The following is a 24,075-nucleotide window of genomic DNA, read 5'->3' as shown; positions in this document are numbered from 1 at the left end:
TTCTCGGGCCTCGGATCGCTTGTGTATGGCGGGGTAAGACCTGCTCGCGGACCCACCGGGGTGTTGTGTGATCTCCACAATTGAAGCTCTTGAAGAACGTCGCGCCGGCGCCAAATTGGGCGGCGGCGAAAAGCGAATCGAGGCGCAGCACGCCCGCGGCAAGCTGACGGCCCGCGAGCGGATCGAGCTGTTGCTGGACAAGGGCTCGTTCGAGGAATTCGACATGTTCGTCGAGCACCGCTCGATCGAGTTCGGCATGGAGAAGAGCAAGATCCCCGGCGACGGCGTCGTCACCGGCTGGGGCACCGTCAACGGCCGCAAGACCTTCGTGTTCGCCAAGGACTTCACGGTGTTCGGCGGCTCGCTCTCCGAAACGCACGCGCTGAAGATCACAAAACTTCAGGACATGGCGATGAAGGCGAGGGCGCCGATCATCGGCCTCTATGACGCCGGCGGCGCGCGCATCCAGGAGGGTGTCGCGGCCTTGGCCGGCTATTCCTATGTGTTCCGCCGCAACGTCATTGCGTCAGGCGTGATCCCGCAGATCTCCGTCATCATGGGCCCCTGCGCCGGCGGCGACGTCTATTCGCCCGCGATGACCGACTTCATCTTCATGGTGAAGAACACCAGCTACATGTTCGTCACCGGCCCCGACGTGGTGAAGACCGTCACCAACGAGGTGGTGACCGCGGAGGAACTCGGCGGCGCCTCGGTGCACGCGACGCGCTCCTCGATCGCCGACGGCGCCTTCGAGAACGACGTCGACGCGCTGTTGCAGATGCGCCGGCTGATCGACTTCCTGCCGTCGAATAATTCGGATGGCGTGCCGGAATGGCCGAGCTTCGATTCCATCGAGCGGGTCGACAATTCGCTCGACACGCTGATCCCCGACAATCCGAACAAGCCCTACGACATGAAGGAGCTGATCCTGAAGGTCGTCGACGAGGGCGACTTCTTCGAGATATCGGAGACCTTCGCCAAGAACATCGTCACCGGCTTCGGCCGCATCGCCGGCCGCACGGTCGGCTTCGTCGCCAACCAGCCGATGGTGCTGGCGGGCGTGCTCGACTCGGATGCTTCGCGCAAGGCCGCGCGCTTCGTGCGGTTCTGCGACGCCTTCAACATCCCGATCGTCACCTTCGTCGACGTGCCGGGGTTCCTGCCGGGCACCGCGCAGGAATATGGCGGCCTGATCAAGCACGGCGCCAAGCTGCTGTTCGCCTATTCGCAGTGCACGGTGCCGCTCGTCACCATCATCACCCGCAAGGCCTATGGCGGCGCCTTCGACGTGATGGCCTCGAAGGAGATCGGCGCCGACATGAACTACGCCTGGCCGACCGCCCAGATCGCGGTGATGGGCGCCAAGGGCGCGGTCGAGATCATCTTCCGCTCCGACATCGGCGACCCCGACAAGATCGCGGCGCGAACCAAGGAATACGAAGACCGCTTCCTGTCCCCCTTCATCGCCGCCGAGCGCGGCTACATCGACGACGTCATCATGCCGCATTCAACAAGAAAGCGGATCGCGCGGGCGCTGGCGATGCTCAGCGATAAGAAGGTCGAGATCCCCGCGAAGAAACACGACAACCTGCCTCTGTGATCATGTTCAAGAAAATCCTGATCGCCAACCGCGGCGAGATCGCCTGCCGGGTCATCAAGACTGCGCGCCGTATGGGAATTGAGACGGTCGCCGTCTACTCCGAGGCCGACCGCGACGCGCTGCATGTCGAGATGGCCGACGAGGCCGCGCTGATCGGCCCGCCCGCTGCGGCCGAGAGCTATCTTCTGATCGACAAGATCGTCGAGGCCTGCCGCAAGACCGGCGCGCAGGCGGTGCACCCAGGCTACGGCTTCCTGTCCGAGCGCGAGGCGTTTCCGCGTGCATTGGAAGCCGCCGGCATCGTCTTCATCGGCCCCAACCCCGGCGCCATCGCCGCGATGGGCGACAAGATCGAATCCAAGAAGGCCGCTGCGAAGGCGAAAGTCTCGACCGTGCCGGGCCATCTCGGCGTCATCGAGGACGACAAGCACGCCGTCCAGATCGCCGACGAGATCGGCTATCCCGTGATGATCAAGGCCTCGGCCGGCGGCGGCGGCAAGGGCATGCGCATCGCGCATTCCAAGGCCGAGGTCGCCGAGGGCTTCAACCTCGCCAAGGCCGAGGCGAAGTCGTCGTTCGGCGACGACCGCGTGTTCATCGAGAAATTCATCGTCGATCCTCGGCACATCGAGATCCAGGTGCTCGGCGACAAGCATGGCAATGTGATCTATCTCGGCGAGCGCGAGTGCTCGATCCAGCGCCGCAACCAGAAGGTCATCGAGGAGGCGCCGTCGCCGCTGCTCGACGAGACCACCCGCTGCAAGATGGGCGAGCAGGCGGTCGCGCTGGCCAAGGCGGTTAACTACGATTCGGCCGGCACAGTGGAATTCGTCGCCGGCCAGGACAAGAGCTTCTACTTCCTGGAGATGAACACCCGCCTGCAGGTCGAGCATCCCGTCACCGAGCTGATCACCGGCATCGACCTCGTCGAGCAGATGATCCGCGTCGCGGCCGGCGAAAGGCTCGCGATCGCGCAGAAGGACGTCACGCTGACCGGCTGGGCGGTGGAATCCCGCGTCTATGCCGAGGATCCGTTCCGCAACTTCCTGCCCTCGATCGGCCGCCTGGTGAAGTACCGTCCGCCGGCCGAGGCCAGCCATGACGGCATCACCATCCGCAATGACACCGGCGTGCAGGAAGGCGGCGAGATCTCGATCCATTACGATCCGATGATCGCCAAGCTCGTTACCCACGCGCCGTCGCGCGCGGCGGCGATCGAGGCGCAGGCGACCGCGCTCGACGCGTTCTATGTCGACGGTATCAGGCACAACATTCCGTTCCTGTCGGCGCTGATGAACCATCCGCGCTGGCGCGAGGGCCGGCTCTCGACCGGCTTCATCGCGGAAGAATTCCCGAAGGGATTTTCCGCGCGTGCCCCCGAGGGCGAGATCGCGCGGCGTCTCGCGGCAGTCGGTGCCGCGATCGATCACGTGCTGGGCGAACGCAAGCGGCAGATATCCGGCCAGATGGGCGGCCGCGTGGTGCAGCGCGAGCGCCGCCGCGCGGTATGGCTCGACCGAGCCGAGATCGCGCTCGATGTCGCGCGCGAGGACGACGCCATCGCGGTGCGCTTCATCGGCACCGACGGGTTGCCGGGCAATCCGCACAATCTGGTGTCCAGCTGGGCGCCGGGCGAGCCGGTCTGGCAAGGTGCCATCGACGGCAATTTCGTCGCCGTCCAGGTGCGGGCCATCAACAACGGCTTCCGTCTCGCGCATCAGGGTTTTGAGGTGCCGGTCTATGTCTTCACCGAGACCGAAGCGACCTCGGCGCGGCTGATGCCGCTGGTCTCGGCCGCCGACACTGGCAAGAAGTTGCTGTGCCCGATGCCGGGTCTCGTGGTGTCGATCGCGGTGACCGAGGGGCAGGAGGTCAAGGCCGGCGAGACGCTCGCGGTCGTGGAAGCCATGAAGATGCAGAACGTGCTGCGCGCCGAGCGCGATGGCACGGTCAAGAAGATCCACGCCGCCGCCGGCGCCACGCTCGCAGTCGATGCGCTGATCCTGGAGTTCGCCTGACAATAGGGATCGCGATCTTCGCATTCTACCGTAAGGAGATGTCGGCAACCCAAGGCGGAAAAAGGGCGACCGCCCTCATATGCAACGGGCTGCGGGCGATCAAGGTTGACCAATTTCTTGCCTGCATCTGGCTTTCAGTCAGCGCCACATCAACGCGTAGCGCAGTTCCACGATACGAGAAAGCTTGTTCGCATATGCGCGAATGCGCCGGCAGGGTCCAATAAAGGAAAAATCGGTTATCGGATAACTCGCGAGCTGCGCAAGCGCTCAGCGGCGGCGGGTTCACACGTATTCAACGGATCAGCGTCAGGCAAATCGCAATCGGCGCAAGCGATGCTACGCGCTCGAACGCTCTGCCGAAAAAACGGCAGGGTTGCGAATGACGCCATGAATCGTCTCTCGTCGTCGCATGCGCTGGAAATTAAACAAGCCGGCCTGGATAGTCTGCAGCATATTATGCTGATGGGCGATGCGCGCGGTGAAATCTTCGAACATTAATGCCGACCGGGCGGCGCAAGTATCATCATACAAGCGTGGCCGGAGGTCACGGATTGATGGTGCGCTCGGAATTGAAAGCAAGCGATGAAGCTCAAGCACATCTATCTTACCGCGCAGGAACCTGAAGCGTTAGCCCGCTTCTATGAAGCGCTTGGACTGGCGATCCGCTTTGCCGACGGCGCCAAATGGATTCAATTCGCCGGAGAGAAGGCCGCCTTCTGCATCGCAGGCCCCGGAGAGTCGGCCTCCGAAGGGGCTCGGAACGCGGTCGTCGTATTTGAAGTGGATGATCTGGAGCTGACACTCGATCGGGCTCGCGCCCTGGGAGCCGAGATTTTCAGCGAAGTGCGGGACATGGGGGCGCATGGTCGTGTGGCTTGCTTGAAGGATCCGCAAAACAACACGATCCAGCTCTTTCAAGCGTCGAAGAAGCAGGGCGGCTAGCCGGCTCCGGGCAACTCGGTTCGAGTATTTGCGGGAATCCATCACCATGAACTTCCGAGTGTCACCGATGCCAAACCAACCATCCCCGGTGTTCAGCAGCGCGGAATTCCGGAGCGCAATGCGCCACGTGCCCGGTGCGGTATCTATCGTGACGACGGGTGTGCGACCGGGCAGACACGGTTTGACGTTGACGGCCGGGTGCTCATTGTCAACCGAACCATCGAGCGTGCTCGTTTGCGTCAACAAGACCGCCGGGGGCCACGACACAATAAAGCAGAGCGGATCATTTTGCTGGAACATTCTCACGGCGGATCACGCTGAACTCGCAAAGAAGTTTGCCGGGCAAGACGGAAGCAAGGGCGACATACGCTTTGCTGACGGTTTGTGGCGTCAGCTCACGACAGGTGCGCCGAGCCTCATCGAGGCAATTTGCAGCTTCGACTGTCGCGTCTCCGGTTCGTACGATGCCGGCAGCCATACGATCTTCGTCGGCGAAGTTGTTGCCCAAACGACCAACCTCGATCGCGAGCCGCTTGTCTACGTAAACGGTGAATTCACCGTACCGAAGCATTAGAGGGTCCGGCGCATGGGCTGCCGAATGAGTGTCGCACTCAGTGAGAATAGCGCCCGGACGCCGACCGCGAATGCGAAGCAAAGGCTCAGGTCATAGGGTCCGGCGGCCAAGAGGATATCTGTCGCAAACGCAGGAGAAATACCAATGCGGGGGAACAAGTTCGCTGACCAGATCAGGTCGGAATTTTGCGCCGGGGTGGTCTCGATCCCGTCCGAGCGCGGCCAGCCGCGGCTAGCAGTCCGTCTGAGTGTTGCGGTGTCCAATACCCGGCATTCGCTCGCGCCAGTCAGTGGTTGCTGATGCTCTCGCTCTGGCTCAATGTTCTTGCGAGCGGCATTCTGCTCGGTCTCGTTTACGGCCTCGTCGCATTGGGCCTCACCATTATATTCGGCGTCATGCGCGTCGTAAATTTTGCTCACGGCGAGATGGTCGTGTTCGGTGTCTACATCGGCTACTGGACGGTTCGCCTGTGGAACGTGCCAATCATCGTGGCGGCAGCTATCGCTGCGGTCGTGATGTTCGTCTTCGGATATCTGTTGGAAGCGCTGATTGTAAGTCGGTTCGTAAACCGGCCGCATCACTATCAATTCATTGTTTTCATCGGCCTGTCGTTGCTCTTTAGCGGAACCCAGTTGGTCGCGTTCGGGCCGGATCCGCGTCCAACTGCCTCGCAGCTGTCGTTTCAGACCGTGTCTCTCGGCCTTGTGACGCTCGACCTGGCGAGAGTGCAGGCGGCAGCGACCGCCGGGCTGCTTATAGCTCTGCTCGGAGCTTATCTGAAGTTCTCCTCGTTCGGCCGCTCGCTGCGGGCGGCGGCGGACAATCGTTTGGGCGGCCTCATCGTTGGACTGAACATTCCACGAGTCTATGCGGTTACCTTTGGCATCGGGGCAGCTTGCGCAGGGGTCGCCGGCGCCCTGATATCTCCCCTGTTCGACGCTCAACCATATCTCGCCGTCGATTTCACTCTCCTTGCTTTCGTGACGGTCATCGTGGGCGGGCTTGGCAGCTTTGGCGGAGCACTCCTCGGAGGTCTGGTGATCGGCGTTGCCGAGGCAATCGCGGCGTTGATGTTCACGCCTTCGATGAAGACGGCGCTTCCTTACGCGCTGCTGATCATCATCCTGGTTTTCCGTCCGAGGGGGTTTTTTGGTGCAAAAGAAATTTGACCGTGGGCTGGAAAGGACACGGTGGCTTGCTGGGATAGCGGTCTTCGCTGTCCTGGGATTGGTCGGGACGCTGGCAAATCCGTACGTCATCTCGCTGATGACGATCGTATTGTTGTTCACCTTCCTCGGACAGTCCTGGAACCTGATGCTTGGGATCGGCGGGCAGCTATCGATCGGTCACGCACTTTTTGTCGGGCTGGGAGCCTATTCCGTCGGTGTCCTCTACGTAAAGTACGGCATTTCGCCTTGGGTCGGGCTCTTGACCGGAATGATCCTCGCCGGATCCGTTGGCGCGTCGATCGCCTGGTTGAGCTTTCGGTTCGAGGTTCGCGGTATCTATTTCGCGCTGCTCACGATTGCCGCCGCCGAGTTCGCCAGGATCATGTTCAGTGGCTGGGAGTTCGTGGGCGCAATGCAGGGATTGTTCTTTCCTGCGCCAACAGGCGGGATTGAGATCTCCATGCTTCGCGGCGATGCCCGCTTCTACTACTTCGTCGCGCTTGCACTGGCGGCGTTGGGAATAATCGGAACCGAATTCATTTCACGATCCTACCTCGGATACGTATGGCGGGCGATGCGCGACGACGAATCGGCCGCACGCGCGCTCGGCGTCCGGACGTTCCAGCACAAGATTCTCGTGATCTCGCTATCGGCTGCAACGGCCGCCGCCGGCGGCGGCGTTCTGGCGCTCGTGCAAGGGTCGATATTCCCGGACTCAATCATGGGGATGGGGCTATCGGTAGACGTCCTGATAGGGCCCGTAGTCGGGGGGCTGGGGACCACGTTCGGTCCGCTGGTCGGGTCGCTCGCCGCGATTCCGCTCAATCACTTGATGAGCGCGCTCGGCGACAGTCTCCGGATCCCGGGACTGAACAATATTACCTACGGTGTTGTCCTGATCTCGGTCGTCTGGTTCCTGCCAGACGGCATCTGGCCGGCGATTGCGCGCTTTTGCAAAGCTATCCAGGCGCCACCCACGGCATGGCTGTGGCAGTCCCGAAAGGTCGAAGAATGACAGCCCTGCTTGAGGTCGAGAACCTGTCCCGATCGTTCGGAGGCCTGGTCGCGGTGAAGGATGTAAGCTTCTCACTTCGAGCGGGGCGGATCACAGCGCTGATCGGACCGAATGGAGCGGGAAAGACGACATGCTTCAACCTGGTCGCTGGTGCCCTGAAGCCGACCGGCGGCCGGGTGCTGTTCGAAGGCCGCCAGATCGACAATTCGCCACCCGAGACTGTTTGCAGGATGGGTATCGCGCGAACATTTCAGATCGTGCGGCCGATGCGTGACATGTCGGTGCTTGAGAATGCCATGATCGGAGCCTTCAGCTGGACCAGAAACGTAAGCGAGGCCAGATCGAAGGCGTACGAGTCACTTGAAAGCGTTGGTCTGGCCGCCAAGGCCCATGCAAGGACGGATCAATTAACGCTGCCGGACCGGAAAATGCTGGAAACGGCCAAGGCGCTGTCGACCCGGCCCAAATTGCTGTTGCTGGACGAGGTTATGGCGGGTCTGAGACCGACTGAAGCTGCGGGTATCGTAGGCGTACTGCAGAAGCTTGCCGAAGGTGGATTGACGATCCTCCTTGTCGAGCACGTCATGCGCATCGTGATGGAAGTTGCCTCGCATGTGGTGGTGTTGCATCACGGCGCCAAGATCGCAGAGGGACCTCCCGGAGAGGTGGTTGCAGATCCGAAAGTCCTCGAGAGCTACCTGGGGGCAGGCTTCCATGCTTAGTGGTGCGCTTTTGACGATCGACGGACTTTGTGTCGCGTACGATGGATCCTGCGCTTTGAACGGCGTCTCCCTGCAGATCCACAAAGGCGAATTGATCTGCGTCGTTGGCGCGAACGGTGCGGGGAAGACCTCACTCATCAGATCAATCTCGGGCATCGTTCGGTCGTCGAGCGGTGCCATCAAAATGAACGGTGTTGATATCACCGGGATGCCGCCATGGGAGATCTGCGAGCGCGGCATTGCCCAGGTCGCGGAAGGTCGGCAGATATTCGGAAGTCTTTCTGTGGAAGAAAACCTGCTCCTCGGAGGGGCGCTGAAGCGCGCGAAGGGCGGGCAGTCCGAAACGCTCGACTTCGTTTATCAATTGTTTGAAAAGCTTCGTGAGCGCCAGGGGCAATTGGGCGGTACGCTATCGGGCGGCGAGCAGCAGATGCTGGCTATCGGCCGTGCAATCATGTCAAAGCCCGAGGTCGTCATGTTTGACGAGCCTTCCATCGGGCTGTCGCCCGCGCTGACGGACGTCATGTTTCGTGTGGTGAAGTCCCTGCACGAGCAGGGAGCCACGGTCCTGCTGGTAGAGCAGAATGTGGCGAAATCGCTTGCGTTGGCCAGTCGCGGCTACGTTCTGGAGAACGGCTCAATCGTGCTCCACGGATCCAGCGACGAGTTGCTGAACAATCCCGAGATTCAGCGCGCTTATCTTGGACTGTAACGGTCCTGTGGCGCGACCAGCCCGTCATCCGAAAAGGCGGCCGAACGGTCGCGGCAGAAGATGCCGCGAAATAGCCCGGGCGCGACCATTTGTGTCGAGCAGCGGCGTCGGGGAAGGGGTGTCCCGCAACCAATTCCACAAGGCCTCGCCTAGGCTATTTCCATGGAAGCCGATGACGCCATTCTGATCGAACGCGACCGCGATGTGGTCACCATGACCATGAACAGGCCGCCGGCAAACGCACTGAACAACGCGCTTGTTAGCCGGCTGCTGGACACGTTTCGCGCATTGTCTCGCGAGGCGTCGCCGCCGGGCATTGTCCTGACCGGCCAGGGCGAGCGCTTCTTCAGCGCGGGCGGAGACATAAAGGAGGTCGCCGGCATCGAAATATCGCGGCCTCGGATGAGGAGCTTCCACGCGCTTCTTTGCGAGATGGAGAGATACCCCGCGCCCTTCGTGTGTGCCGTGCGTGGATACGCCGTTGGCGGGGCCTTGGAGTTCCTTCTTCACGCCGACTACGTCGTAGCGAACCATGAATGCAAAGTCGGGTTCCCGGAAATCAACCACGGCCTGTTGCCTGCAGCCAAGGGAATCCGGAAGGCAGTGCAGAAGCTTGGGCTTCGTGAGGCGCAGGCATTGCTCTACTGGGGCGACTTGACCGACGCCAAAAAGGCACTCCAAATTGGGGCGATCAACGAGATCGCAAGCACCGCGGAAGTGATGGTGAGAGCCGGGGAGGTATGCAGGCATCTTCGTGGAAAGGAGCGCAAGCTGTTTACGGCGATCAAGCGTTCGCTGAACCTGACGGGCCAAATGGACGATGCTGCGCTCGAGGCGGTGACGATCGAGGATCTTGCGGCCTATCTGGTAGACGATAGTTCGGCACAGGCGCGTTCGCTCTTCCTGTCGAAACAGCCGAGGAAAGCGTGAATGACCGCACCGGCATTGCCTGATGAGCTCCGTCTTGAACTGCTGAGCTTCGAACAGGTATCGGCTGCCCTTGCTGCGGGGGCATCGACCGTCCTGATACCCTGCGGAGCTGTGGAGCAACATGGACCGCACCTTCCGCTCTGCATGGATGCGGATCATGCAGACGCCATCGCGGCAAGCCTGGCGCGGCAGCTGGGACGTACCCTGATCGCTCCCACCATCAAGGTCGGCTGTTCAGCCCATCATCTGGTCTTCCCGGGGACGATCTCCATTCGTCCGGAGACGTTCGAATCGATCTGCCTGGATTATTGCACAAGTCTCGCGAGGCACGGCTTCAGGCGCATTCTGCTGTTCTCAGGCCATATCGGGAATTTTCCCGCGCTCCAGGAGATGCTTCCCCGGCTGAGGAGCGCCGTTCCGGTAGACGTCGAGATCGACGCGTACTGCGATGCCGTTGCCTGGATCGAGAGATGGCGAAGCGCCGTCGAGCAAGCGGGTGGTGACCCGAATGCTGTTGGAGGACATGCCGATATCGCGGAGACGTCGCTCATGATGTTGCTCCGCCCCGACAGCGTCAGGCTCGATCGGTTCGAGGTCGGGCATCTCGGTGCGCTATCCGAGGAGCAGCTTCAGGCAATGTGGAGAAACGGGATCAAGTCCGTCACGGCCAACGGCATCATCGGCAACCCGTTCGGCTCGACGGCGGGGATCGGCGAGCGATGTCTCGCGGCGATAACAGATCTTCTGGCTGTCTCGTTTGGAAGCCAAAGCAACGCCGTCTGAATCTCTCGTGCTCCTCCTCAGATGGACGCCGAGAATGATTGTCGCGCCACGTTCAGCGGCGTTGGCTGCGAAAGGGCAGGCGTTGACTGCTCACAGCACAAAATTTGGAAAGTCATCTAACTGCGTGGCGCATTCGAACAAAAATGTTGCCGCGCCCATGAAATGCTTCGCCATCTTGACACTCCATGAGGATCCAGAAGATGGCACTTACGTTCGGGTTTTGGTCGGAGCAAGAAACCCAGGTCGGGCAGAGCTATGCCCGCCGGCTCCATGAACTCGTGGACGAGGTGCGTCTGGCCGAAAAGGTCGGATTCGACTGCGTCGCGCTTTCCGAGCAGCACGTTGCGCTCGGCGGCATCTCGAGCTCCGCGCCGGAGGTCGTCTACGGGTACCTTGCAGCCGTTACGTCGCGCGTGAAGCTGAGGTCAGCGGTGACGCTGATGCCCCAGAAGATCAATCATGCCTTGCGATCGGCGGAGCGATTGGCAGTAACCGACATCCTGTCGCATGGCCGCATGGAATTCTACGCCGGCCGGGCCAACACGACCATCGCCATGCGCGCCTTCAACGTTGATCCGAGCGAAACTCTCGCTCAGATGGAGGAAGGCATCGCGCTCCTGAAGAAATCGATGCGCGAAGATATCTTCACCTTCGAAGGCAAGTACTATCAGATCCCGCCGCGGATGCTGGTGCCCAAGCCGATACAGAAGCCGCATCCGGTGATCGGCATCGCTGCGACCAGCGAGCGGAGCCACAGCTGGGCCGGATCCGAAGGCCTCGCCGTCATGAGTAACTGCATCTACCAGGGATGGGAGGTCCAGGAAAAGCTTCTAAACACTTACCGTCGCGGCTGGAAGCGTGACGAGCAAGGTCCGCTCGATCGGCCGCGCATCGGCATTCCGCTTTTCTTCGGCATCGGGTCAACCGATCAGAAAGCGAAGGACGATTACGCTGAGCCCCTCATGCACTATGCGAGGATTTCGACTGACGCCTATCCCCGTCTCGCAAAGCTCGCCGACGACTATGCGTATATGAGCGAGAGCGTGCCAGCCATGGAGCGCGCGGGAAAGGACTGGGACTACTTGCTCAACCACTCCGCGACAACGGTCTGCGGAAGCCCGGACACCGTCATTCGTCAGATCGAGAAGTTTCAGGCGATGGGCGTCGACGAGGTGCTTCTCCATCTCGACTCCGTCGATCACGAGAAGATCATGCAAGCGATCGACATGTGCGGCCGCTATGTGATCCCCCACTTCAACGATAGGAACAATGTCGTCCGGCCTACGGAAGATATTCTCGGACAGATCCGCGCCATGCGACCGCAGAAGTAAGCCAACCGGAACAAATGGAAGATAGCCATGTCGAAGCAGAACTACAAATATCTGATCGTCGAGAAGCGGCCGAGCGGTGTGGCCATCGTCACGATGAACCGGCCGGAGATCCTCAATGCGATCAATTGGGATATGCACAGCGAGCTCGAACGGGTCTTCGTCGAGCTGGACGAGGACAAGGCGGTCCGCGCGATCGTTCTGACGGGGGCGGGGCGGGGGTTCTGTTCGGGCGGCGATCAGAAAACGCTCGACAAGAGTCCGATCCCGTCGCCGACCCGGGGCGGACGCCATCTGATCCGGAACATGCTGGAGGTCGAGGCGCCGATCATCGCCGCGGTCAACGGCGTCGCGGTCGGTCTCGGGGCAACTCTCGCCTTGTTCTGCGATGTCATATTCGCCAGTCCGGCCGCGAGGTTTGCCGATACGCATGTTACCGCAGGCGTGGTCGCGGGCGATGGCGGCGCGGTGATGTGGCCACTGCTGATGGGACCCGTCCGGGCGAAGCACTACCTGATGACCGGTGACTTCATCTCCGCGGAAAAGGCCGCGTCCATCGGCATGATCAACGAGGTGATTTCGAACAGGGACGTCAAGGATGCTGCAATCGAGTACGCAGAGATGCTCGCGAGCGGCCCAAGAGAATCTATCATCTGGACCAAGTATTGCGTGAACAAGATCATCAAGCAGTACGCGCATCTGCTCCTTGACACCTCGACCGCCCTCGAGACGATCACCTTTGCCGCGCCCGACCGGCGCGATGCCGTGGCCGCCTTCGCTGAAAAGCGCAAGCGCTTCGCGGAGCGTTGAGGTGAGCGCCGAGGGTTTTGCGTCAGGCGCCCAACTCGCCGACGTGACCATTCCGCAGCTCCTGAGCCGGCGGAGGGTGGAGCTTTCTGACGAGATCGCGTTCAAGCAAAAACGTCGCGGTGAGTGGATTGCCACGACCTGGAAGCAGTATTCGGACGAGGTGGCCAAGTTGGCGGCGACTCTGCAAAAGGCTGGATTCGAACGCGGCGATCGCGCGGCGATCATGGGGGATGTGTCCCAGGAATGGCTTCTTGCGGACATGGCGATCATTTGTGCCGGCGGCATCATGGTCGGCGTCTACTTCACCTCATCGGCGGAGGAGGTCGGCTATTATCTGGGCGACTCCGGAACGTCGTTCATGTTCGTTGGCAGTGAACATCAGCTCGGTACCGTCCTTGCATCGGGCCATGCTGACCAGTTGAAAAGAATCATCGTGCTCGATCCCGCGTGGAAGAAGACAGGCGGGCCGGCGAACGTCGTCTCTCTTCATGACTTCTGGAGCGAAACATCGATTGACGCCGACATCTTTCTTAAGGAGCAGGTCGCAAAAGCAAAGGCGAGCGACCTGACCAGCATCGGATACACGTCCGGCACGACGGGATTTCCGAAGGGAGCGATGCTGACCCATCTGTCGCTGCTTGCTGGTGCGCACAGCGTAACCCTGTTCACGTCGAAGTTGCGCTCCGATGTCCACCGTGTCGTCGTGCACCTGCCGATGTCACACACGGTGGCACGCGCACAGGCAACGACACTGCCTCTGCTCATCCGCCTGGTGCCGTATTTCGGCGAGAACAGCGCAGAGTTCGCTCAAACCGTCAAGGAAGTGAAGCCGACCTACTTCATGGCTCCGCCGCGGTTCTTCCAGCGGTATGCCACCCAGATCCTCAGCAAGGTTCACGCCGGGTCCGAGAAGCAGAAGCAGGACTATCAGCTCGCGATGACTATCGCCCGCAAGGCCCTTGATGATCGTCAGGCCGGAGGCGTGCCGGACCCGTTCATTTCCGGCCTCTTTGCCGTGTGCCAGCAACAGGTCTTCCGTCCGCTGCTTGGTGAGGTCGGGTTCGAGGAACTCACGGTCGCATACACCTCGTCCGCGGCGATGCCTCCCGAGCTGATGTCGCTGTGGCAGCTATGGGGATTGCAGCTGAAGGAATGTTACGGACAGACGGAACTGGTCGGCGCCAATCTGGTGCAGATGGCGGAATGGCCGGAAGCTGGCACCGTGGGCGTACCCCTGCGGGATCCGGCTTGGGAGACCGCTGTTCTCGAAGACGGGGAAATGATTGTCAGGGGACCCGGACTTTTTGTCGGTTACTGGAATAAGCCGGAAGAAACCAAATCCGCTCTGCGCGATGGCTGGCTCTACACCGGAGACATCGTGGATGTCGATTCGACGGGCCTCTTCAGGCTGGTCGATCGAAAAAAGGAGATCATCAACACTTCCAATGGAAAATCCATCAGCCCGACGCAGATCGAAAACGAGCTCAGGCGCAGCCCGTTTATCTCTGAGGCGGCTGTGCTTGGAGAAGGAAAGAAGTACCTCACCGCGCTGATCGAGGTGAACGCGACCGCGACGATGGATTGGGCCAGATCGCACGGTCTTCGCGTCGAGCGGTACTCGGAACTGGCAAGCTCCGAAATCGTGGTGCGGATGATCGAAGCAGAGATCGGCAAGGCGAATGGCAGGCTTGCCAGGGCCGAGCAGATCAAGGCGTTCCGGATATTGCCGGAAGAGCTTTCTCCCGAGAACGGCATGATGACGCCGACTCGAAAGAAGCGTCGGAAGCAGATCATGGAGAGGTATCGGTCGTTGATCGATACGCTTTATGACGAGAGCGAAGACAACCTCGTCAAGGCGGAAGTCAAACCCTGAGCCAAACTACGCAGTCGGCGCATCTCGTGAAGCGCCGAGCGCGAGTGCTTGTCCTGGCGCGATAGCGCCTCATTGTTCGTCGAGCGCGGCTGTCAGACCGCATCCGGTATTCTTGCAGCCAACCAAAGGGGAAACTACATGAGAAAGCATATCGAAAGCGGTTTGACCCGTCGGTCCTTGATCGGTAGCGGAATTGGCGCCGCAGTCGGACTCGCATCGTGGCAGTCAAGAGCGGCCAGCCCGGCCAAGGTCCGCGTCGGCGCAATCAATCCGAGCAGTGGCGTCCTGGCGTTTCCGGGGCAGGCTTGCCTACGCGGCATCGATGTCGGTGCGAAGTTCGCAAAGGAGAAGTTCGGTATAGAGCTGGAAATCATCCACGCGGACACGCAAAGCCGGCCGGAAAACGGACGGATTGCCGCCGAGAACCTGATCAGGCAGGGGTGCACGGTACTTATCGGCGCGTGGGATTCCGGAGCAACCATCTCCGCGCTTCAGGCCGCCGAGGCCGCAAAAGTGCCTATGGTCGTTCACATCGCGAGCGCGACCCAGGTGACCTCTCAAGGATTCACCGAGGTGTTCAGGTACTACCCGACGTCGCTGACCATCGTCAGGAAGTCGCTCATGGAGCTGAAGTCCATCCTGTCCTCGATCAAGGACGCTCCAACAAGCGCCGCCGTCATGCACCTCAACAATACGATGGGACAGTCGACCGCGGCGAGCATCGATCAGGCCTGGAAGGAGGTCGAAGTGCCCCTCAGGATTGCCGAGTATATTCCATACGATGAAAGAGCCAAGGATCTCTCGGTCGAGGTTGCAAAAGCCAAAGCGTCAGGCGCGGACGCGTTGGTCTCCGTGACCCGCGTCAACGACGCCATCATGATCATTCGGGAATGCACCAAGCAGGGGTGGAATCCCAAAATGATCTTCTCCCCCAACTCGAATGGCGCGCAGGACAAAGCGTATTATGACGCGTTGGGCAAGTACGGCGACGGCGCGATACTCTCGACCCTGTGGTACAATCCGAAGGCGCCTGACGCCGCGGCGATCCTGAAGAGATTTGCGTCCGATTATCCAAATGACTGGGTCGACGGGAATTCAGGCTGTGCCTTCGAAGCTGTTCAGATTGTTGCGGACGCCGTAAGCCGCGCCGGTTCTTCCGAATCCGCTGCGATCCACGCCGCGCTAAAAGCAACGGACATGACGCCTATCCTGATGTCCAGCGGCAAGATCAAGTTCGACGCCAATGGCCAGAATATGGGCAGCGACGTGACCATGCTTCAAGGGCAGAACGGGAAGCCTCGCGTGGTGGCGCCGCAGTCGGTCGCCGAAGCTTCGCTCCAATACCCTCTCGTACCTTTCAACACGCGATAGGAGACGCCGCGAGCTGCGGCCCCAGCTTGCGATGTTGGGAGCCAGGGCTGCCGGGCGAGAGTCTTCAAGCCGAGGGCTCACGGCCGACGAAGCTGGATCGCTCGGCAAGGAAGCGGCGCGGACTCTTGCCCATCGCCTTCTTGAACATGGTTATGAAGGCGCTGGGGGTTTCATAGCCCAGATCGAGCGAGACGGCCTGAACGGAATATCCCGCAGACAGCCTCTGCAGCGCGACGAGGATGTGAAGGCGCTGTCGCCAGCGTCCAAACGTCATCCCGGTTTCCTTCAAGACCAGGCGAGCGAAGGTCCGGACACTCATCGCATATCTGGTCGCCAATTCGTCGATCGTGCTGCGATCGCCGGGGTCATTGAGCAGCGATGCCGCGAGATGCTGAAGCCGGCTGTCGGTGGAGATGGGCAAGTACATCTGTTCGGTGGACATCTGCACCAATTCGTCGAGCAGCACGCGTCCGAGCCGGCTGGTCGGCCCCTCGACTGGATACAGGGGAGGAAAAACGGAGAGCCGATGGATCAGTTCACGGACGAGCGATGATATCGTGAACGTGCAGCACGTGCTCGGAAGCGTACTCGCCTGCGGATCGATGAAGACGACGTAGACCTTTCCATTGTCCGAGACGCAATTGCTATGCATGACGCCTGCCGGTATCCACACGGCACCCTGCGGCGGAACGATCCATAGTCCGCCGGGGGCACGACACATCACCGATCCATGTGAAGCGACAACGAGTTGCCCTTTCTTGTGTGAGTGGAGCGGAAGCTCGTCATTGTCTTCACCGGTTTCGATGCAGAATGAGGTGATCGGCCGATCGAACTGATCCGGATCAATCGGATCGTAGTTGATCCGAAGCTCGGGCAAATTCATTCTGGCAAAACCAGGATCCATTTCGGACGTGGACAACATGCTCATCGAATTCGCTCGCTACTGGCTACGGCTCCCGCAATTCAGGAGGCGGAGATAAGGGGCGCGCCTGGAGTCCGGGCGACGATAGCGCTCCGGGAAATGCTCGTCACCGAAAAGTAACGCGAGGATGCAAGAATCTGATCCTGCGGGTTAGCCTCGTTCCTTCCCGGATGGTGACTGTCACGGCCGCTCATCGACTGGCTCCGCGATGGGGAAAACAACCGGAAGGCTCAACGCAGGGAGCTGCTGCGACAAGACACGTCTCACGGCGCCAGACCGCAACCCCCGCCCCGACGGTGGAAAATGCCGCGTTCCCGCGCCAATTGGGTCCACCGATCGCGCTTGTCCGCAGGGGTATTCGCCGGAAAATGCCGCGACCCCCGATGCTACCATTTCGCAGAAAGCTGGCACGGGCGTGTTGCCGATTGGAAGGCGAGAGCCAGGCCCGCGCAGGCCGTGACGTCGAAAGACAGAAGGCCGCGCCGTGCGATCGTTCGGGGGCAGTTGAATATGGTGGAGGATAATCGAACTGTCTTCTGCATATCCTTGAGCGCTCAGGAGCTGGAGTTCGCGGTAGCATGCCGTGACTTTGTTCTGCAGAAGAAACCCGAACTCAGATCGTCCATCGTTTTAGCGGACAATATGCTTTCGATCGCTGACCAGCCACATGTCCGGCAGGCATTCATGGAATTGGGCCTGGCTAGATTCGTCCGCGTTCTGCGGCTCGCGATCGTGGGTAAAGCGATCGCGGTCAGGAGAGCACCCAGATTGCTGTTCGATCTCGCACGCTTCAGGACAAAAATTGTCCGGGCCCTGCGCAGGCGCGCGGGATAGCCGCTCAGGGATCGGCGTCGATCGATCGTGCGATGCAGGCGACATTCGGTAGATGGCCGGTGATGGGCTCCATCAATTGTTTTGATCGTGCCTTCATCGGCTACGACCCAACTGGCCTTCGGTCCATGCAGCATGGCGCGCCGATCTGGCTCATCCCGGCCTTGTCACGCGAAAATGCCGGAAGCTAGCGCAGTTCCGCCTTCTTCAGCACAAAATGCCGGCCGGCATACCGGATAGTTCTGTCGCGGAGATCGTTCGTTGGGCTGTCTTCGATCGAGATCCGCGTTCGGCGTTTGCGAAGGATCCACATCCTTCGCGTCCTCCCTGGACTTGGCCCGGCTCGTGCCGGGCCATTTTTTTGCCCGGCGGCGGCTGAAGCGCTTACGGGATCAGCTTGTCGGCCGGCTCAGCGCTGTGGGGCTCAGCGGCGTATGATTTTCTTCAAGATCTCGGTCAGGGTCCGAAATTCTTCCCTCGTCAACGGGGCAAATGTCTCGCCGGAAATCTCAGCAATGGTCTCGATCGCAGCGTCCGCCGTCCGCCTCCCTTTATCCGTTAGTTCGATCTGCCGTCGTCGTGGATCCAGAGGATCCTTGGAGCTCTTGATCAGCCCGCGCGATTTGAGGCGATTGATGACGCCAGTGATCGTTGCTGAATCATAGTGGATCAGTCGGCCCAGGTGATTTTGAGAACATGATCCGACTTCCCTCAGTTTCGCCAGCGTCGAGAATTGGGGCGGGGTTAGTTCTTCGATCATTTTCGCGACAAAGATCGATGTGTGGGTACGGAGCGCGACGCGCAACAGGAATCCTGGTGCATCGTCCAACCTGTAAGACTGTGCGGTCTCTTTCGGCTTCTCCGTCGGAGCCGTCTTGGTTTTCGGTTGCACGATTTTCGTCCTCTTGCGGCACGTGGCCGTGGCTCGGCTTGAACAAAGCTGGATGGCTTCATTTGTGTACATTCGTTGCCCCTAAGAATCCATGCCGTCTGACCGCGAGCCCTATCCGTCCGGCGGATAGGGGTATCACTCGTATACGAGTGTAGCGCTTGCATACGAGTGATAATTGGGGTAGAGGTTGGGGATCGCCCCCTGGGAGGAGCCGCGCAGGCTTCCTGACCATCGGCTGTGACCTCGCACCCCGGATCCGAGCATGTCGGTGACTGACAGTATGAGTGCCGTACGACCCGACCTCATCGAGAAGGTTACGGGGCGGGCAGAATACGTTACCGACCTCGTGATCCCGGGGATGCTGCACGGCTTTGTGGTTCGTTCGCCGGCTCCTCACGCGCGCATCTCGTCGATTGACGTGAGCGTCGCCAGGTCCGTAGCAGGGGTCGTCGACGTGCTCATCGGAGCGGATGTCGTCTCGTTGGGTTGCTGGGGTGTCGTGCTCAAGGACCGGCCGATCATGGCAATCGACCGGGTGCGGTATGTGGGCGAGCCGGTCGCCGTCGTGATCGCTGAGACTATCGAGATCGCCGAAGCCGCCGCGGAGCTTGTCGACGTCGCGTACGACGAACTCCCGCACGCAACGACCATCCGTGAAGCGATGATGGCGGATGCGCCGCTCATCCATGAGCATCACGAAAACCTCGAAGACTTCTACTTCAAGGGCGGCGCCCGGCCGACACCGGGCAGCAACATCTTCCACACTTACAGGAACAACGTCGGAGATGTTGAAGCTGCGGAGGCGGTCGCGGCGCACGTTCACGAGGACCACTTCACGTTTCCGGCAATCTCGCATTTCGCGATGGAGCCGCATGCGGTCATCGCCGACTTCCGGGGAGACTTTCTGACGGTCTGGGCAGGTGCGCAGACGCCGACCGCGGTTCAGAAGGTGCTCTCCAGGCTGTTTGGCCTGGCGCTGGCCAAGGTCCGCGTGATCGTCCCGTTCCTTGGCGGGGGATTCGGCGGCAAGGCATCCGTCAAGATCGAACCATTGGTCGCCGCCGCGTCCTGGAAGGTGCGCCGCCCGGTTCGGGTGGCTCAATCCATAGCTGAATCGATGCTCACCTGCCGAAGGCTCGGCGCTGACATCACGATTCGCACCGCGGTCGATGCCAATGGACGGATCCTCGCGAAGAGCGCCAGGCTTCTGCTCGACGGCGGAGCGTATTCAGATACGGGCTCAGCAGTCGCCACGAAATCGGCGAACCGCATCATGGGCCCATACGTGGTGCCGAACATGCGGCTCGAAGCATGTGCGGTTTACACGAACACCGTCCCTGGCGCGGCGTTCCGCTCAATCGGTGGCCCACAGGCGGTTTGGGCCAAGGAATCGCACATGGACAATGTGGCTGCGGCAATCGGCATGGACCCGACCGAGTTCCGCATGCTGAACCTGGCCTCCCGTGGCGAGCGCATCCGCCCCGACCTGCGCGCGCTCGACATGGACATGAGCGAGTTGATCGGCCGGGTGAGGCGGTCGTTCGCGCCGGACGCGCAACCCTCCAACCGCAAGGCGCAAGGATTGGCACTTGCCGCAACCGATCCGGCGAATACGCCGACCAGCAACGCGATTGTGCGTCTCAAGATCGATGGGTCGATTCTCGTTGCGGTCTCCAGCATCGAGGTTGGTCAGGGTGCGCACGCGACGATGGCCCAAATCGCGGCGCAGACATTGAAGCAGAAGATGTCTGCGGTCACCGTCCTGCGCTCGGATACAGCGGTCGCCCCTTACGACTGGGGTACCGGCGCGAGCCGCTCGACCGTCGTCGTCGGCCTCTCTGTCGAGAGCGCCGCTCTCGACGCAGCCGATCAGATCCTCGACATGGTTGCAGAGGTCTGGGAGCTTCCCCGCGCCGGCCTGTCACTCGTCGAGGGAGGCGTCTCGACCGGTCCAGACGTTCTCACTTTCCATCAGATATTTCACCGCAGCCTGGGTGTCGATTCGGGAGAAGTCGTCGGCCGCGGCGCCATCACGCCGCGCTCGAAGAAAGGCTCCCTGGCGGAGTCACCTCTGTTCTGGGAGACAGCCGCGGGTCTCGCAGAGATCGTGGTCGATGAGGAAACCGGCGAGATCCGTGTGCCTCGGTACGCCAGCGCCGCCGACGTCGGCCGTGTGATCAATCGCCTCGCTGCGGAAGGTCAGGATGAGGGCGCTGCTGTCATGGGGCTCGGTCACGCGCTTCACGAGGCGCTCGAGTTCGAGGACGGGCAACCCGTCAACGCGACGCCGATCGATTATTCGATCCCGCGGATCACCGACGTGCCGCCCTCGTTCGACACGATACTTGTCGAAAACGGCGACGGCCCCGGGCCTGGCGGCGCCAAAGGAATGGGCGAGGGAGCGATCCTGCCGGTCGCACCGGCGATCGCCAACGCGCTGTTCGCCGCCTACGGCGTCCGAATAACCGATCTGCCGATGACACCCGAAAAAGTGTGGCGCGCACTCCGGAAGAGGAACTGAATTCATGGAATTCAACATGTCAATGGCGGTGCCGGCGACCCCGGCGCAGCTTTGGAGCACGCTGCTCGACGTTCCACGCATATCGAGCTGCATTCCCGGGTGCGAAAGCGTCGAGGAAATCCAGCGGCTTGCAACCTACAAAGCGACCGTCAAGCAGAAGATCGGTCCTTTCAAGCTCGAAGTGCCGGCTGACATCATCGTTGAATCGATTACCGAGCCGTCTCACGTGCGTACCCGCGCTACGGGCCGCGACAAGATCACAGGAACGCGGCTGGCCGTTGTCCTCGACGTGACCGTCACGCAGGCCGGTTCTGGGTCCACATTTGCCGTGGACGCGAAAGTCGACGTGCAGGGCCGGCTTGCGAGCATGGGGTTCGGCATCATCAAGCGCCGGGTCGATCAGAACTTCGAAGAGTTCGAGAGGCGGCTCAAAGAAATGCTGGGCGCGGCCTGATCATGCTGCCGTCACCCTTCCAATTCGAGCGGCCTTCGACGATTGCCGATGCCGTGCGTGCCGTCGGCGATTCCGGGGACGGTATGTTCTACGCCGGCGGGACCGAATTGCTGCTCGCGCTGAAAATGCGCGTCATCCGTACAGACCGCCTCATCGACATCAAGGGTATCCCCGGGCTCGATTGCATTGCCGTCAACGGCATGAACGAGATCGAGATCGGCGCGCGCTGCACGCACAGAAAGATCAGCGGCAATCCCGTTATCCACAAGCAGGTGCCGGCGCTCGCGTCGCTCTGCGCCGAGGTCGCAAACATCAGGGTCCGGAACGTTGGAACAATCGGCGGCAATCTCTGCTTCGGAGAGCCTCACGCCGATCCGCCGACGATGCTCGCCGCTCTCAACGCACGGCTGGTGCTCGAGGGATCCCGGGGGACGCGTGAAGTTCACGCTGATGATTTCATCCGAAGCGAAATGGAAACGGTGCGCGAGCCTGACGAGCTGCTGAGAGTGATCGTGTTCCCGCGGCCCGCGGGACCCGTAACCTATCGCAGGTTCAAGCATGGTGAGAGGCCTTCCGTGAACGTCGCGATGGCCTGGTCACTGAACGCCGGCGGAAGCACGATCAGGAGCGCCCGTGTGCGGGTCGGTGCGCTCGGTTCGCGGCCACAGCCTTTGCCGGTCGTCGAGGATGCCCTCCGAAACGTAGGGGTCACAGAGGCCCGTCAGGCGATTGAGACCGCTCTTCCCGCAGCCTTGGATCAGCTTGAAGTCAACGCCGATCGGCATGGGGGATCCGATTACAAGCGTCACCTTGCAGGCGTGCTTCTGCTGCGTAACGCCGATGAGGCTGTCATCGCCGGCGGGAGCTGGCTGAAATGACACAAGTATTGGCGATCTCCTTCTCGTTGAACGGCAAGACGATCGCCGTCGACGTCCCGGCCCATATGCTCCTGATCGACCTCATCCGGGATCGTTTGGACCTGAAGGGAACGAAACGTTCCTGCGACATGGAAGTATGCGGCGCTTGCACGGTGCTTCTCGATGGCGAGCCGATCTCGAGCTGCACCACGCTCGCGGTCGATGTGGACCGGCGCGACGTCACTACAATCGAGGGTGTCACGCCGCCGGACGGGCTATCCCCGATCCAGCAGGCGTTCGTGCTTCATGGCGGCCTGCAGTGTGGCTTCTGCACGCCCGGGTTCATCATGGCGGTCACGGCGCTCTTGAGGACCACGCCACATCCGACTGACGCGGAAATCCGGCACTATCTCGACGGCAATCTTTGCCGCTGCACCGGTTACACCAAGATTTTCGAAGCCGTGAAGAGCCTTGCGGTCCGGCGGGATGCCGCTTGAAACCGCGCGAGACGGCGCAGCTACTTTCTGGAGGTACCATGAGTATTGATCAGGTCAAAAGAACGAGCGTCTTGATTGCGGGCGCGGGCATCGGCGGCTTGGCGATGGCGTTATCGCTGCTTCGACGCGGGATCGATTGCGACGTTTTCGAGCAGGCGTCCGAGCTGCGTGAAGTCGGCGCCGGCCTTTGGGTCTCGATGAACGGCGTGCGCGTACTTCGCGATCTCGGCCTCGCCGAACAAGTCGAACAGAATTGCATCGCGGCCGAGCGACGTTCCATCCGGCTCTGGAACACCGGTGAAACGTGGTCGCTGTATGACCGGTCCACCGACGCAGCCCGTAACCAACCCTACCTTCTGCTGCGCGCGCACCTGTTGAAGATCCTTGTCGACGGTGTACGGCGATTGAAGCCGGACGCCATCCATCTGAACGCCCATGTTGTCGGATTCAGCCAGAGCCGGGACGGGATTCGACTTCGGCTCGCGGACGGCCGCGAGGTCGAAGGTCGGGCGCTGATCGGCGCCGACGGTTCGCATTCGAAGGTCCGAACCGGGCTGATCGGCCAGATCGAAAGCCAGTACACCAACGCAATCGCCTGGCGTGGTCTGGTGCCGGTCGACCGGCTCGAGCCGCATCAGCGCGAGCCCGTGGTGTCGACATGGATTGGGCCGAACGCACATGTCACGGCATATCCGGTCCGCTGGCAGAACACGGAATTGATGACGTTCTCGGGGCAGGTCGATCGCAACGACTGGCTCCTGGAATCCTGGTCGGAGAAGGGGTCTGTCGAGGAGTGCCTGAAGGACTTCGTGGGCTGGCATCCCGACATCATCGCGCTCGTCAGCGACGTCGAAAGCCTTCACAAATGGGGCCTGTTCGTGCGGCCCACGCTGGCTGGTTGGTCGCAAGGACGGGTCACGCTTCTTGGAGATGCGTGCCACTCCATGCTGCCATATCTCGGTCAGGGAGTGAACATGGCGTTGGAGGACGCCTCCGTTCTCGCCCGGTGCCTCGAGCAGCACCCAAGCGATCCTGCGAGAGCTTTCCAGACATATCAAAGCCTGCGCCTGGATCGCACAACCAGGGTTGCGAACTCCGCGGCTGGGATGCTGCCGATCTTTCATAACCCGGCGCTATCCAGGGCCGAAACGGCGGGAGACTACATCAGGACGCAGTGGGCGCCGGAAGCGACCGCCGCTCGTTACGACTGGATCTACCAGTACGACGCGACCGCCATTCCTCTTCATTGACATC

Annotated in this window: 22 protein-coding genes; 20 read left to right on the top strand and 2 right to left on the bottom strand. The window is 61.1% G+C overall.

Annotation, left to right across the window (positions count from 1 at the left end; translation table 11 throughout):
• The first annotated feature begins 70 nt into the window (after positions 1–70).
• From ACVISU_RS10585 to ACVISU_RS10515, 15 genes are all read left to right on the top strand, one after another.
• Positions 71–1,600, top strand: a complete 1,530-nt coding sequence (locus tag ACVISU_RS10585; protein ID WP_456710799.1) for an acyl-CoA carboxylase subunit beta — start codon at positions 71–73, stop codon at positions 1,598–1,600.
• Positions 1,601–1,602: 2 nt separating this feature from the next.
• Positions 1,603–3,618 (top strand): acetyl-CoA carboxylase biotin carboxylase subunit, encoded by a 2,016-nt coding sequence (locus ACVISU_RS10580; RefSeq protein WP_456706920.1) that lies wholly within the window; start codon positions 1,603–1,605, stop codon positions 3,616–3,618.
• Positions 3,619–3,723: 105 nt separating this feature from the next.
• Positions 3,724–4,116, top strand: coding sequence for a hypothetical protein (locus ACVISU_RS10575; protein ID WP_456706919.1), 393 nt, complete (start codon positions 3,724–3,726; stop codon positions 4,114–4,116).
• An 84-nt stretch (positions 4,117–4,200) separates the two neighbouring features.
• A complete protein-coding gene (locus ACVISU_RS10570) occupies positions 4,201–4,560 on the top strand; it encodes a VOC family protein (RefSeq protein WP_456706918.1) in 360 nt (119 codons plus the stop codon).
• Between the two features lie 46 nt (positions 4,561–4,606).
• Positions 4,607–5,134 (top strand): flavin reductase family protein, encoded by a 528-nt coding sequence (locus ACVISU_RS10565; protein ID WP_456706917.1) that lies wholly within the window; start codon positions 4,607–4,609, stop codon positions 5,132–5,134.
• Positions 5,135–5,433: 299 nt separating this feature from the next.
• Positions 5,434–6,303: a branched-chain amino acid ABC transporter permease gene (locus ACVISU_RS10560; protein ID WP_456706916.1), complete on the top strand. Its 870-nt coding sequence runs from the start codon at positions 5,434–5,436 to the stop codon at positions 6,301–6,303.
• Positions 6,287–7,318: a branched-chain amino acid ABC transporter permease gene (locus ACVISU_RS10555; protein WP_456706915.1), complete on the top strand. Its 1,032-nt coding sequence runs from the start codon at positions 6,287–6,289 to the stop codon at positions 7,316–7,318. The genes ACVISU_RS10560 and ACVISU_RS10555 overlap by 17 nt, the downstream gene beginning before the upstream one ends.
• Positions 7,315–8,040 (top strand): ABC transporter ATP-binding protein, encoded by a 726-nt coding sequence (locus ACVISU_RS10550; RefSeq protein WP_456706914.1) that lies wholly within the window; start codon positions 7,315–7,317, stop codon positions 8,038–8,040. The genes ACVISU_RS10555 and ACVISU_RS10550 overlap by 4 nt, the downstream gene beginning before the upstream one ends.
• A 55-nt stretch (positions 8,041–8,095) precedes the next feature.
• Positions 8,096–8,752 carry an ABC transporter ATP-binding protein gene (locus tag ACVISU_RS10545; protein WP_456706913.1) on the top strand — a complete coding sequence of 219 codons (657 nt, stop codon included), beginning with the start codon at positions 8,096–8,098 and terminating at the stop codon, positions 8,750–8,752.
• A 162-nt stretch (positions 8,753–8,914) separates the two neighbouring features.
• Complete coding sequence (locus ACVISU_RS10540) at positions 8,915–9,682, top strand: enoyl-CoA hydratase/isomerase family protein (RefSeq protein ID WP_456706912.1); 768 nt, start codon at positions 8,915–8,917, stop codon at positions 9,680–9,682.
• A complete protein-coding gene (locus tag ACVISU_RS10535) occupies positions 9,683–10,465 on the top strand; it encodes a creatininase family protein (protein ID WP_456706911.1) in 783 nt (260 codons plus the stop codon).
• A 200-nt stretch (positions 10,466–10,665) separates the two neighbouring features.
• Positions 10,666–11,796: an LLM class flavin-dependent oxidoreductase gene (locus ACVISU_RS10530; RefSeq protein WP_456706910.1), complete on the top strand. Its 1,131-nt coding sequence runs from the start codon at positions 10,666–10,668 to the stop codon at positions 11,794–11,796.
• Positions 11,797–11,874: 78 nt separating this feature from the next.
• Positions 11,875–12,603, top strand: a complete 729-nt coding sequence (locus tag ACVISU_RS10525; protein ID WP_229191023.1) for an enoyl-CoA hydratase/isomerase family protein — start codon at positions 11,875–11,877, stop codon at positions 12,601–12,603.
• Between the two features lies 1 nt (position 12,604).
• Entirely contained in the window at positions 12,605–14,476 is a 1,872-nt protein-coding gene (locus tag ACVISU_RS10520; protein WP_456706909.1) for an AMP-dependent synthetase/ligase, read from the top strand.
• 138 nt (positions 14,477–14,614) lie between these two features.
• Positions 14,615–15,847 (top strand): ABC transporter substrate-binding protein, encoded by a 1,233-nt coding sequence (locus ACVISU_RS10515; protein ID WP_456706908.1) that lies wholly within the window; start codon positions 14,615–14,617, stop codon positions 15,845–15,847.
• 64 nt (positions 15,848–15,911) lie between these two features.
• Here the strand turns inward: ACVISU_RS10515 and ACVISU_RS10510 are convergent, their stop codons facing one another.
• Positions 15,912–16,775 carry an AraC family transcriptional regulator gene (locus ACVISU_RS10510; protein WP_456706907.1) on the bottom strand — a complete coding sequence of 288 codons (864 nt, stop codon included), beginning with the start codon at positions 16,773–16,775 and terminating at the stop codon, positions 15,912–15,914.
• Positions 16,776–18,024: 1,249 nt separating this feature from the next.
• Positions 18,025–18,492: a MarR family winged helix-turn-helix transcriptional regulator gene (locus tag ACVISU_RS10505; protein ID WP_456706906.1), complete on the bottom strand. Its 468-nt coding sequence runs from the start codon at positions 18,490–18,492 to the stop codon at positions 18,025–18,027.
• A gap of 262 nt (positions 18,493–18,754) precedes the next feature.
• Between ACVISU_RS10505 and ACVISU_RS10500 the strand changes: the two genes are divergently transcribed.
• From ACVISU_RS10500 to ACVISU_RS10480, 5 genes are read left to right on the top strand one after another with little or no spacing between them, the layout of a single operon-like run.
• A complete protein-coding gene (locus ACVISU_RS10500) occupies positions 18,755–21,013 on the top strand; it encodes a xanthine dehydrogenase family protein molybdopterin-binding subunit (protein WP_456706905.1) in 2,259 nt (752 codons plus the stop codon).
• Positions 21,014–21,017: 4 nt separating this feature from the next.
• Positions 21,018–21,467 (top strand): CoxG family protein, encoded by a 450-nt coding sequence (locus ACVISU_RS10495; RefSeq protein ID WP_456706904.1) that lies wholly within the window; start codon positions 21,018–21,020, stop codon positions 21,465–21,467.
• Positions 21,468–21,469: 2 nt separating this feature from the next.
• The gene (locus tag ACVISU_RS10490) at positions 21,470–22,345 is read left to right on the top strand and encodes an FAD binding domain-containing protein (RefSeq protein WP_456706903.1); all 876 of its coding nucleotides are present in this window, start codon (positions 21,470–21,472) and stop codon (positions 22,343–22,345) included.
• Positions 22,342–22,821 carry a (2Fe-2S)-binding protein gene (locus tag ACVISU_RS10485; protein ID WP_456706902.1) on the top strand — a complete coding sequence of 160 codons (480 nt, stop codon included), beginning with the start codon at positions 22,342–22,344 and terminating at the stop codon, positions 22,819–22,821. The genes ACVISU_RS10490 and ACVISU_RS10485 overlap by 4 nt, the downstream gene beginning before the upstream one ends.
• A 38-nt stretch (positions 22,822–22,859) precedes the next feature.
• The gene (locus ACVISU_RS10480; protein ID WP_456706901.1) at positions 22,860–24,071 is read left to right on the top strand and encodes an FAD-dependent monooxygenase; all 1,212 of its coding nucleotides are present in this window, start codon (positions 22,860–22,862) and stop codon (positions 24,069–24,071) included.
• The last annotated feature ends 4 nt before the right edge of the window (positions 24,072–24,075 follow it).

The organism is Bradyrhizobium sp. USDA 4452 (assembly GCF_054063575.1).
This window is presented reverse-complemented; position numbering and strand designations above follow the sequence as displayed.